The sequence below is a fragment of the Acinetobacter lwoffii genome (assembly GCF_019343495.1).
GTDB lineage: Bacteria > Pseudomonadota > Gammaproteobacteria > Pseudomonadales > Moraxellaceae > Acinetobacter > Acinetobacter lwoffii_P.
Genome location: NZ_CP072549.1, coordinates 1974089 through 1986466, shown reverse-complemented (window position 1 = coordinate 1986466; position 12378 = coordinate 1974089). Strand labels below are relative to the sequence as shown.

Genomic DNA, 12378 nt, shown 5'->3' with positions numbered 1-12378 from the left:
CTTAGCATAAGAAACATTGATACAAAAACGAATTATTTAGGACTATAGGTTGTTATGACAAGCCTTGCGCATCATGCGACAGAAAACCGCTCCGTAGCAGAATTTACCGAACAAGCTTATCTGAATTACGCCATGTACGTGATTATGGATCGGGCACTCCCTCATATTAGCGATGGCCTGAAACCGGTACAGCGCCGGATTGTCTATGCCATGAGTGAGCTAGGCCTGAAATGGACCAGCAAACCGAAGAAATCGGCACGTACGGTCGGTGATGTACTCGGTAAATACCATCCGCATGGTGACTCGGCCTGCTATGAAGCCATGGTGCTGATGGCACAGCCATTCAGTTACCGCTATCCGTTTATTGAGGGACAGGGCAACTGGGGTTCACCGGATGATCCGAAGTCTTTCGCAGCGATGCGTTATACCGAAGCCAAGCTTTCCCAGTACAGCGAACTGTTATTGTCTGAATTGGGACAGGGCACCTGTGAATGGCAGGACAACTTTGACGGTTCGATGAAAGAACCGGTGAACTTACCGGCACGTGTACCGAATATCCTGCTAAATGGTACCACTGGCATTGCAGTCGGTATGGCCACTGACATTCCGCCACACAACCTGCGTGAAGTAGTTAAAGGTACGATTGCGCTGATTCGTAATCCGAACCTGACCGATGAAAAAATCGCAGAATATATTCCTGCGCCAGATTTGCCGACCAAAGCCGAAATTATTACCCCGCCTGCTGAACTGTTAAAAATTCAAACCACAGGTCGTGGCAGCTACCGCATGCGTGCGGTCTATAGCGTCGATAAAAACGAAATTATCATTACCGAACTGCCTTATCAGGTGTCCGGTTCCAAAATTATCACCCAGATTGCCGATCAGATGCAGGCCAAAAAACTGCCATTGGTCAGCGATGTACGGGATGAATCGGATCATGCCAATCCAACCCGTTTAGTGATTGTTCTGCGTTCGAATCGTATTGATGCCGAATCGGTGATGAGTCACTTGTTTGCCACCACCGATCTGGAATCCAGTTATCGTGTCAATATGAACATGATTGGTGCCGATGGCCGTCCACAGGTGAAATCGATTCGTCGTATTTTACTGGAATGGATTGAGATCCGTAAAACCACGGTAACGCGTCGTCTGCAATATCATCTGAACAAGATCGAAAAACGCCTGCATATTCTTGGTGGTCTGATCATTGCTTATCTAAATATTGACGAAGTGATTCAGATTATTCGTGAAGAAGATCAGCCCAAGCCGGTACTGATGCAGCGTTTTAATATTGACGAGATTCAGGCCGAAGCGATTCTGGAACTGAAATTGCGTCATTTGGCCAAGCTTGAAGAAATGGAAATGCGCCGCGAACAGGAAGAGCTGGAAGCGAAAGCTGCAGTAATTCGTGAACAACTGGCCAATCCGGAATCTTTAAAAAGCCTGATTATTTCTGAACTGAAAGACGATGCCAAGAAATTTGGTGATGATCGCCGTTCGCCAATCGTACAGCGTGCCGAAGCTGCTGCAATCAATGAAACTGAAATGTTGCCGGCCGATCCGGTGACGGTGGTGTTATCAGAAGCTGGCTGGATTCGCTGTGCCAAAGGCCATGAAGTTGATGCAGAAAATCTGAATTTCCGTGCTGGTGATCAGTATTTGAGTCATGCACAGGGCAAATCCAACCAACGCGTTTATGTATTAGATGACACTGGGCGTAGCTATGCCTTGGCCATCAACACGCTGCCATCTGCGCGTGGTCTCGGCGAACCACTCAGTTCAAAACTGTCTCCAGGCAGCGGGGTCGGTTTTAAACAGGTTCTGGTGGCAGAGGATGAAACTGAAATTCTAGCAGCAAGCAACAAAGGCTATGGCTTTAAAACCCAGGCCAAGCAGCTGGATACCAGTGCCAAAGCCGGAAAAGCTTTCCTGAATTTATCTGAAGGGGCAGAGGTCATGAACCTGCAGCCGCTCGAAGATGCTACACATGTTGCACTGCTCAGTTCAGCAGGACGTCTGTTGATTGTCGATTTAGCAGAATTACCTGTATTGAACAAAGGTAAAGGAAATAAATTGATACAACTTGAAGATGGTGATCAAATTTTGTCCATGACACTATTGAAGCTTGATGAAATAATTCAAGTGCTTGCAGGACAACAGCAGTTAAAATTAAAAGGGGATGATTTGCGCAAATATATCGGTAAGCGCGGTGCAAAAGGACAGCTTTTACCACGCGGATATCAAAAAGCAAATAAACTGTTGATTCAAAGATAAGACTAGCATCCATCCTGCGAAATACGTTATATATGAACAACGATTCAACAAGATGGATGCAATATTACACATATACAAGTCTAAAAATGGCGTGTGATATTGAAAAAAACAGTTGAAATACTAAGGATTATGATTGGAGAGATGGCCATTATGGAAAAAATTTGGTTTGCTGAATACCAAAAAACAGGGATTCCAGAAACAGTAGAATTACCAGCAGAAAATACTTCTCTAGTAGATGTTTTTGAGCGTAATTTCCAAAAATTTGGCTCGCGTGATGCCTTTATCTTTATGGATAAGGCCATGACTTTCAATGAACTGGAAGAGGCGAGCCGTAAGTTTGCAACTTATCTACAAAGCTTGGGGTTGGCAAAAGGTTCACGTGTGGCAGTGATGATGCCAAACGTTCTTCAGTATCCGGTTGTGGCACTTGGGGTGTTCCGCGCAGGTTTGGTATTGGTCAACGTGAATCCACTCTACACATCGCGTGAACTTGAGCATCAATTGAATGACTCAGGTGCTGAAGTTCTGGTGATTATTGAGAACTTTGCATCTGTTTACCAGGCGATTATTGGTAAAACACCGGTGAAGCATGTTGTAGTGGCTTCTGTCGGTGACATGCTGGGTGCCTTGAAAGGAACATTGGTAAACTTTGTACTGCGTTCTGTGCGCAAGCAAATTCCAGCTTGGGATATTCCAGGCCATGTGAGATTCAATGCGGCGTTATCTAAAGTTAATCCAAGTAACTATAAACGCCCTGAATTAACCCTTAGCGATACTGCAGTTCTTCAGTACACAGGTGGTACGACGGGTGTATCTAAAGGTGCTGAACTGACACATCGTAACCTGGTTGCGAACATGCTGCAGTGTGACGGCATCTTCCAGAGTAAATTTGGTGCGCAAGATGGTCAGCCAGATGACCGTATTTTCTGTGCTTTGCCGCTTTATCATATCTTTGCATTCATGGTATGTGCACTGTACGGGATGTACAAAGGTCAGGCGAATGTTCTGATTCCAAACCCGCGTGATTTACCTGCGGTGATGAAAGAGCTACGTAAATACCAGCCGACTTTCTTCCCGGCAGTGAACACACTTTTCAATGCGCTGGTAAACAATGAAGAGTTCAAGCAACTTGATCATAGCAAATTGAAAATGGCGATGGGCGGCGGTATGGCCGTACTTCCTTCTACCGCAGCAGCATGGAAGAAAGTTACCGGAACCAATATCGTTGAAGGTTATGGCTTGTCTGAAACTTCTCCGGTGGCAACAGCAAACCCACCTGCATCTGAAGAATTCAGTGGCACGATTGGCATTCCATTGCCATTGACTGAAGTGGCTATTCTGGATGATGAAGGCAATGAAGTTCCACTGGGTGAGCAAGGTGAAATTTCAATCCGTGGTCCTCAGGTCATGAAAGGCTACTGGAACCGTCCAGATGAAACTGAAAAGGTCATGGTGAATGGCTTCTTCCGTACCGGTGATATCGGTGTTATGGATTCACGTGGTTATGTGAAAATTGTAGATCGTAAGAAAGACATGATTCTAGTGTCTGGTTTTAACGTCTATCCATCTGAGATTGAAGAGGTTGTAGCAACTCATCCAAAAGTACTGGAAGTGGCTGCGATTGGTGTACCAGATGAAAAATCAGGTGAAGTGCCAAAACTGTTTGTTGTGAAAAAAGATCCGTCTTTAACCACAGAAGAAGTTTTAGCATTCGCGAAAGAAAACCTGACCGGTTATAAACGTCCACGTTATGTCGAGTTTATGGATGAATTGCCAAAATCAAACGTAGGTAAAATCCTGCGTAAAGATTTACGTAAAACAGCCTAATACCTATAAGAAAAAAAGCGCCGTCAGGCGCTTTTTTTGATTTGGACTTTTTATTTTTTCATTAACCAGCGATCAAAATAAGGACGACCTACACCAACTACTCCCAAGAAGATAAACATGGTGCCAAACTGGCGAGTAAATCCGGTTTGATTAAAGCTGCCATAACTTAGAATGTTATCGACCAAGCAATACACCAGAATCGCGACCAGCCAGTGCCAGAGAGGCATACGCTTGATACCGACGAAATAAAAGGCAATCCATAAAATGGCAAAGGTGAAGATTGGTGACCAGATATTCATATTGGCACAAATGACAGCCATCAGAAATGCCACAATCGGCAGGACAATTTTTAATACGCGATCCACTTGACGTTGATGCTGGCGTTGTTTCTCGAGGACATCGAACATTTCATTTTGATCAGGCGCGACCATAGTGAATCCTTAACAAGTAATAAAAAGCACTCTATTTAACAAAATTTATTCACGAAATGCCATGCTATGATACAGATAAAATTTTCATGAGAAAAAACAGATGCACAGCATTAGTGGGGTTATTTATCTCATTTTGGCCGCTTGTCTTATGCCTTATGTGTTTACATTGATTGCAAAAAAATCAGCAGGCTTCAGCAGCAAAGACAATCAGAACCCACGGGCATTTTTAGAAAAGTCTTCAGGCTTGGCCAGTCGTGCCAATGCTGCCCAACAGAATAGCTTTGAAAGTTTGCCACTCTTTATTGCTGCCATTTTAATGGCAGAATATATGGTGGTGCCGCAAAATGTAGTGATGACGTTTGGTGTAGCTTATCTGGTTTTTCGTGTGTTGTACGGAATCTGCTATTTGGCCAACTGGGCGACTTTACGCTCCATTGTATGGTTGCTCTCGATGTTATGTCCGGTGGCTTTATTACTACTGATCATCAAGTTGGTTTAAGTCATCAGGTCTGTGGACATATTTACAGTTCGATATTTTAAAATCCAAAAAAATCTTTAAAAACCGTTATAATTGTCGCGGTTTTTTAAAAGATATAACTTGTTAAAGAGTGATGCTATGAGCTACAGCAATATCCCAGCGGGTAAAGATGCGCCAAACGATATCTATGTGATCATCGAAATTCCTGCAAATGCAGCACCAATCAAATACGAAATCGATAAAGATTCTGATGCGTTATTTGTAGACCGTTTCATGGGTACAGCAATGTTCTACCCAGCAAACTACGGTTATGTACCAAACACACTATCGCTTGATGGTGATCCATTAGACGTACTGGTGGTAACGCCTCATCCAGTAGAGCCAGGTTCTGTGATTCGTTGCCGTCCTGTCGGTAAATTGAACATGGAAGATGACGGTGGTGTTGATGCGAAACTGGTTGCAGTTCCACATGACAAACTGACTCCAATCTACAAAGATGTTCAGGAATATACTGATCTTCCTCCATTGTTGATTAGCCAGATCGAACATTTCTTCCAGCACTACAAAGATTTAGAGCCAGGAAAATGGGTCAAGCTCAGTGGTTGGGAAGGTGCTGATGTTGCGAAACAAGAAGTACTGGACTCAATTGCTGCTTATGCAGAAGCACATAAATAATTGCTTTTTGTCGTCTAGGGTTTAACTTTTTAAAGCCTGGAATAAAAAAACCTGCACATTGTGCAGGTTTTTTTATGGCTTGAAACTCGAGTGAATTAGAATAATTTCACAGGAATGTCTAACCAGATACGCCATTCGTTAGTGTCTGGCATGTAAATAGATTTGTAGCTATCATTTGCACGATAATAAGAGTGACGTAAGCGTAAGCTGGTGTCTTTCGCAAAACCAGATTGAACTGTGTATTTCACCTGGTTAAAGAATTCGCGTTCTTGGCCTTCTTTATCTTGGTCACGAACATCAATATCCCAGCCATATACAAATGCAGTAGTCCAGTTTAGACCAGGAAGACCATGGTTCTTGAAGCTGTAATTATATTGCAAGCCAAGCGATTTCTCATCATTACCAACAAAGTCAGATAAATATGAGTTTGGTAGATAAATACTTTGTACACCGTCAGCATTGCCACCATAATCATAACCAATATCACCAAAGTTTTGCTGGTAGGCTAACATGACGTTATGGACATCTTTATTATAAGTAGTTGATACAGCCCAAATATCATTGGTTTTTTCTGTACCTGCAATACTTCCATCTAGAGCATCAGTACCATAATTAGGATTAGCAATAGTTCCTGTAGCCGAATAGGTAGATGCATTTTTAGCGAATTTCGTGTGATAGCCACTAACATCATGGGTTAACGTACTACCATTCGCTAACGCATAGCTATAGTTGGCATTGATATAATGACGATCAAGTTTATCCTTAACATCTACGCCATAATAAGATGCGTTTAAGGCATCATTAAACTTATATTTCGCACCCCAAACTACAGCACGGTCAAGTTCGTTACCATCTGAATTGATTTGATTTGAATACTGGTTTTCAGTGAATTTACCAGCAACTAAGTTTAAGTTTTCAATTTCATTACTTTCAACTAACACACCTGTGAAGTATTCAGGAACCAAGCGAGCTGTATTACTTGCAAGTACAGGTAGGTCTAAAACCTGAGTACCATAAGTTGCTGTTGTATTCGATACACGAGCTTTTACATATGCACCGCCACGAGCCCAGTGATCATAAGCGTCTTTAGTGCCATCCGCGTTATCTTGTGGGTGGGTAGGAATCATGCCATTGCCAGTATGACCGTTTTCACCCAATTTGAATGATGCATCGCCAATAATACCGGCACCAAAGCCTACAGTACCTTGAGTAAAGCCAGAGTCTAATTTTACAATTGCTGTTTGAGCAAAAGAACTTGTATCAGTACCTGGATTAGTACCTTTATAGTCACGAGTCAAATAGCCGGTACGGAAAAGTACAGAACCTTCAGCGTCTTCTACAAAACCTTTAGACTCGCTTTGCTCGCTAGCGAAAGCGGTAGAAACCAAAGCAGCCTGAATCAAAACTGCTAATGTTAATTTTTTTGAATTTTGCATTGGGAAGAGAGCCTTATACAAATTGATCGGAATTTTTTAGGAATTGTATAAGAAATGCTGAAAAAATGTCATTTTTTATTGGATATATTCCACTAAAGTTTAGATTTTTTTAACTCAAATTAAACAATAGCAAGGATTCGAGGTGATTAATTTCTAACCTATCGGTAAAAAGTGAGTAAAAATATAATTTTATTGGAAAGTATAAATGATATTTCTAAAGTGGTGAAATGAATGTGATCAGCTTATTTATTTTGAAACGTGCGAAAAATATGATCAAAAATTACGCACTATTTTTTAGCACAAATTTTAGTCATTCTAAAAATAGAATCAAAATGGGGCAAATTGTAAATGATTATGTATAATTATTAAAAAAGTGAAGAAATACCCTTAAATACATTTATTTAAGAGAAAGCCTAGATAATTCAGTTTTTCATAATTTAAATTTTAATTTAAAAACAATGATTTAAATTTTATTTATCTTTTTGTGTTTATTATTTTGGTTCCTTTTATCCAGATTGGCATAGCTCTTGCAAATTTTGAGCTTGAGTTTAATCAATGATCATAAAAACGTCTCAGACGATCTGGGGGAGCCACACAATGAAATTAACATTAAAAGTATTATCTCTTGCTTTATTGGGCGCTGTATCTTCTTTTACTTTTGCCGAAGAACCTGTTGCTGAACATACGGTATCTGGAAATATCAGCGTACTTTCAAGCTATGTATTACGTGGTAATACAACAGCAGTTGAGAATACAGGGGCGACTTTACAAGGTGGGTTGGATTATAACCATGCATCGGGTTTTTATGCAGGGTGGTGGACATCAACTTTAGGTACAGATTCTTATGGTACTACTAACCCAATGGAAAATAATTTTTACCTAGGTTACGGTGGTTCAATTAATGAAGACGTAGGCTTTACAGTAGGAACCACTTACTATTATTACTATGATGTAGACACAAGTATTTATGATGGTTTTGAGCTGCTATTAGGTCTAGACTATAAAGATGTAAGCCTGACTGCACAGACTTTATTGGAAGATACTGGTTGGGGTAATGCAGGTGATACATACTTAAAAGGGACATATAGCTATGCACTGCCAAAAGACTTTAGCCTAGACACAGCTTTGGGTTTATATATTTACGAAGAATCGGGTAAATATATTGAAGACAGCAGTGAATCATTTGGCTTCCGCCATTTTGATATCGGTTTAAGTAAACCTCTAGCGGATACAGGTGTAACTGCAAGCATGAATTATATTTTTGGTGGTTATGACCGTGACGATAATAAATTTAAGAACAAGGTCGTATTTGGACTCGGTTATAGCTTCTAATTCTCTTTAGATAAAAAGGCGACCTTAGGTCGCCTTTTTTAATGACCTAAATCTGCTGCTGCCCGCGATAAGACAGGGCCTCCGAAAGATGCTGACTTTGAATATCTGGACTTTGATTTAAATCGGCAATGGTGCGTGCAACACGCAAGACCCGATGATAGCCACGTGCTGATAAATTCAGTTTTTGCTGAGCTATTTCAAGCATCTTCTGGGCAGACTGATCTAATGCGGCATATTGCTCTAGCTGTTTTGGACTCAAACTCATATTCAAGGTATTTTGCCGTTGCATCTGAATTTCATAGGCTGCAATGACGCGTTGTCTAACCGTTTCTGAGTTTTCTGTAGGTCGATTGTCCTGTAATTCATGCGCTTGTAATGGCGGTACATCAATATGCAAATCAATCCGATCCAGCAACGGGCCTGAAATCCGGTTCTGATAGCGTTTAATACTTTCGGGTGAACATTGGCAGCGGATATCTTGATTGAATGCATACCCACATGGACATGGATTCATGGCAGCCACCAACTGGAAATTAGCCGGAAAGGTAATTTGGCGTGATGCCCGGGAAATGACAATTTCCTTGGCTTCTAAAGGCTGACGTAGAACTTCCAGCACTTTGCGGTCGAATTCTGGTAGCTCGTCCAGAAATAAAACCCCTAAATGCGCCAGGGTAATTTCTCCTGGTTTGGGATGTGAGCCACCCCCGACCAATGCTACCGCAGAAGCAGTATGGTGTGGTGCTCGAAACGGCCGTTGCCCAAAAGGATGGTTGGCATTCGCCACCGAATAAATACTCGCCACTTCCAGATTTTCCTGCGTCTTTAAGGGCGGCAAAATACTGGCCAATCGAGAAGCCAGCAAGGTTTTTCCTGTTCCAGGTGGGCCTCGAAACAGCAATGAATGACCACCTGCCGCGGCAATTTCTAAAGCACGCCGTGATCGTAATTGTCCTTTTACATCCGCAAGATCAAATTTATAAAAATGGTCTGTATTAAGTGGACTGGTTTCTATCTGCGGCAAACGCTGCACTTGGGAAAGATGTTCACACACTTCTTTCAGATGATTGGCTGCAAAGACTTTAAAGTCTAGGAGCTGACAGGCTTCCTGTGCATTTGGGCCAGGTAAAATCAGTTGATGCTGGGCACTTTGACAGGCAATGGCAATACTCAAGGTACCGCTGACAGGACGTAATTGACCATCGAGGGCCAATTCTCCAATAAATTCCAGATGCTCGGTGCAATCTTCAGGCAGCTGTCCGGAGGCCACTAAAATGCCTAAAGCAATCGGTAAATCCAGACGTGAACCATCTTTCGGTAAATCTGCTGGAGCCAGATTAATAGTCAGACGTTTGGTCGGAAATTGAAAGCCGCTATTCAAAATGGCAGAACGGACCCGGTCTTTACTTTCACGTACCGCCGCTTCGGGAAGCCCCACTATAGTGAGCGAAGGCATACCCGAACTGACATGAACTTCGACTTCAATTAAAGGCGCATGCAGGCCCAGCAAGCCTCGCGTATAAATTTTGGCAAAAGACATTATTATTGTTCCAATTTGGTGCGTTATTTTTATAGTTCTGGTGTCTTTTATGCACTGTAGTTGTGCTTATTTTTTGTTCGAAATTTTCTCTTCTAATGCTTCCACCTGTTTGAGTAAATCATTCAGGCGATGATTGGCATTATTTAGGGCAGTACGCTGACGTTCTATTTCTTCTTTAGACACCAAATCCATTTTCGCCACAGCTTCATTTAACAGGGCACGGATATTATGTTCCAAATCTTTCTTGGGTTGTTCGACTTGCTGCAAAATTGCTTGTAATAAAGTTTCAATCATTGTCTGATCCATCGCCGTAGAAAGGAACCGACAGTTTAGCATTGCTAAAATGCAGACTATAGTATTTCAGACAAAATATAGACTTATTTGATTAAAGATATTGTAAAAATCCACATAAAAAATGTCTATTTTTTGAAGATTCAAAGCCTTTATCCGTATAAAATAAGGTATAAATAAACCACATGCTGGGCTTTCTAATTTCCCCCGACCTTAGGAATCTTGGCATGAAATTTGAACGTAAAACCTTACTGGTGAAATAAGCCGAAGGAAAACAAACATGAAGCTCGTAACTGCAATTGTAAAACCTTTTAAATTAGACGATGTTCGCGAAGCATTGTCTGAAATTGGTGTTCAAGGCATCACTGTAACTGAAGTGAAAGGCTTTGGTCGTCAAAAAGGCCACACTGAACTCTATCGTGGTGCTGAATACGTTGTAGATTTCTTGCCGAAAGTCAAAATTGAAATTGCGATTAGCGATGAAATGGTAGACGCGGTAATTGAATCTATTACTCGTGTGGCGAGCACTGGAAAAATCGGTGACGGAAAAATTTTCGTGACTAACTTAGAACAAGTCATCCGTATTCGTACAGGTGAAACAGGTGCAGACGCTGTCTAACTTGGCACGAAGTTTGCTGAGTACCTAATAACTCACAAAAACTTGGTTGGGGGATACGAATGAAAAAAATGCTACTAGCGTTCGGCATGGCCGGCGCTCTTTTTGGTGGTTCTGTTGCATGGGCTGAAGAAGCTGCAACAGCAACAACACCGACAGAAGAAATTGTGCTTGTTGAAGAAGCAGGCGATACAACAAATACAACAACAGACACTACAGCAGCAATTGCTGAAGCAGCGCCAGTTGAAGCTGCAGCACCTGCAGAAGAAGAACCAACGCTAGATACCGGCGATACCGCCTGGGTTTTAACCTCTACCGCTCTAGTTTTACTCATGACCATTCCTGGCTTGGCGCTATTTTATGGCGGTATGGTCCGCAAGAAAAACGTCCTGGCGACGATGGCACATAGCTTTATTGCTGCGGCTGTGGTCAGTATTGCCTGGGTGATTATTGGTTATACCCTAGCTTTCGGTGAAGGCAATGCCTTTATAGGCGGCCTGGATAAATTCATGCTGGCCGGTATTACCACAGAGGCGCTTTCAGGCACGATTCCTGAAATCCTGTTTGTGATTTTCCAAATGACCTTTGCCATCATTACGGTTGCCATCATCAGCGGTTCGATTGCAGAACGTATGAAATTTGGTGCTTTCGTTGCTTTCATCGCACTTTGGGTGGTGATTGTCTATGCACCAATTACCCACTGGGTATGGGGTGGTGGCTGGTTAGCTAACGACGGCGCGCTTGATTTTGCTGGTGGTACGGTTGTACATATCAACTCGGGTGTTGCCGGTCTGGTAGCAGCGTATATGCTGGGCAAACGTATGGGCTTGGGCCGTGAATCTATGGCACCGCATAACCTGACGCTTACTGTGGTCGGTGCATCTTTACTCTGGGTAGGCTGGTTCGGTTTCAACGGTGGTTCTGCATTAGGTGCAAACGGTTCTGCAGGCTATGCTTTGATCGTGACTCAAGTCGCTGCAGCGGCAGCAGCTATCTCTTGGTTAATCACTGAAAAACTGGCACGTGGTAAAGCTTCTGTACTGGGCGGCGTATCGGGTGCAGTTGCTGGTCTGGTGGTCATTACTCCAGCTGCAGGTTTTGTGACTGTAGGCGGTGCATTGGCGATGGGTCTGATCGGTGGTGTAGTGTGCTTCTGGGGGATTACTGCACTGAAACGCGCATTGAAAGCCGATGACTCTTTAGATGCTTTTGGTCTGCATGGTGTAGGTGGTATTGTCGGTGCGATTTTAACCGCATTCTTCGCTAGCGAATTCATCATGGGTGACAATGCCCCTGCCAATGTCATGCATCAGCTTTGGGTGCAAGTGGAAGGTGTACTGGCAACCATTGCTTACTCTGCGATCATGACCTTCATTATCCTGAAAGTCATTGACTTGATCATTGGAATCCGTGTGGCATCTGATGATGAGCGTATGGGTCTGGATTTAAGCCAACATGGCGAACGTGTCGAATAATAATCA

11 protein-coding genes are annotated in these 12378 nt (G+C 42.6%); 7 read left to right on the top strand and 4 right to left on the bottom strand.

Annotated features, from left to right (window positions below):
* Positions 1-54 precede the first annotated feature (54 nt).
* Both parC and J7649_RS09440 read left to right on the top strand, forming a co-directional pair.
* On the top strand, positions 55-2274 hold the full coding sequence (gene parC / locus J7649_RS09445; RefSeq protein WP_219307623.1) for a DNA topoisomerase IV subunit A: 2220 nt from the start codon (positions 55-57) through the stop codon (positions 2272-2274).
* Between the two features lie 150 nt (positions 2275-2424).
* The gene (locus J7649_RS09440) at positions 2425-4101 is read left to right on the top strand and encodes a long-chain-fatty-acid--CoA ligase (protein ID WP_005101517.1); all 1677 of its coding nucleotides are present in this window, start codon (positions 2425-2427) and stop codon (positions 4099-4101) included.
* A gap of 50 nt (positions 4102-4151) precedes the next feature.
* On the opposite strand, the gene J7649_RS09435 is transcribed toward J7649_RS09440, so the two are convergent.
* Positions 4152-4532, bottom strand: coding sequence for a hypothetical protein (locus J7649_RS09435; protein ID WP_005108436.1), 381 nt, complete (start codon positions 4530-4532; stop codon positions 4152-4154).
* 100 nt (positions 4533-4632) lie between these two features.
* Here J7649_RS09435 and J7649_RS09430 point away from each other — a divergent pair, with 100 nt between their 5' ends.
* Positions 4633-5031 carry an MAPEG family protein gene (locus J7649_RS09430; protein ID WP_219307621.1) on the top strand — a complete coding sequence of 133 codons (399 nt, stop codon included), beginning with the start codon at positions 4633-4635 and terminating at the stop codon, positions 5029-5031.
* Positions 5032-5148: 117 nt separating this feature from the next.
* Positions 5149-5685 carry an inorganic diphosphatase gene (gene ppa / locus J7649_RS09425; RefSeq protein ID WP_004644900.1) on the top strand — a complete coding sequence of 179 codons (537 nt, stop codon included), beginning with the start codon at positions 5149-5151 and terminating at the stop codon, positions 5683-5685.
* Between the two features lie 95 nt (positions 5686-5780).
* Here the strand turns inward: ppa and J7649_RS09420 are convergent, their stop codons facing one another.
* A complete protein-coding gene (locus J7649_RS09420) occupies positions 5781-7121 on the bottom strand; it encodes an OprD family outer membrane porin (RefSeq protein WP_219307619.1) in 1341 nt (446 codons plus the stop codon).
* A 597-nt stretch (positions 7122-7718) separates the two neighbouring features.
* Here J7649_RS09420 and J7649_RS09415 point away from each other — a divergent pair.
* A complete protein-coding gene (locus J7649_RS09415; protein WP_219307617.1) occupies positions 7719-8453 on the top strand; it encodes a TorF family putative porin in 735 nt (244 codons plus the stop codon).
* A 46-nt stretch (positions 8454-8499) separates the two neighbouring features.
* Here J7649_RS09415 and J7649_RS09410 read toward each other — a convergent pair whose 3' ends face one another.
* Both J7649_RS09410 and J7649_RS09405 read right to left on the bottom strand, forming a co-directional pair.
* On the bottom strand, positions 8500-9990 hold the full coding sequence (locus tag J7649_RS09410) for a YifB family Mg chelatase-like AAA ATPase (RefSeq protein ID WP_219307607.1): 1491 nt from the start codon (positions 9988-9990) through the stop codon (positions 8500-8502).
* 66 nt (positions 9991-10056) lie between these two features.
* The gene (locus J7649_RS09405; RefSeq protein WP_004281041.1) at positions 10057-10284 is read right to left on the bottom strand and encodes an accessory factor UbiK family protein; all 228 of its coding nucleotides are present in this window, start codon (positions 10282-10284) and stop codon (positions 10057-10059) included.
* Positions 10285-10561: 277 nt separating this feature from the next.
* On the opposite strand from J7649_RS09405, the gene glnK reads away from it, so the two are divergent.
* Together glnK and J7649_RS09395 are read left to right on the top strand one after the other, a co-directional pair.
* A complete protein-coding gene (glnK, locus tag J7649_RS09400) occupies positions 10562-10900 on the top strand; it encodes a P-II family nitrogen regulator (protein WP_004281042.1) in 339 nt (112 codons plus the stop codon).
* A 59-nt stretch (positions 10901-10959) separates the two neighbouring features.
* Positions 10960-12372: an ammonium transporter gene (locus J7649_RS09395; protein ID WP_219307605.1), complete on the top strand. Its 1413-nt coding sequence runs from the start codon at positions 10960-10962 to the stop codon at positions 12370-12372.
* The last annotated feature ends 6 nt before the right edge of the window (positions 12373-12378 follow it).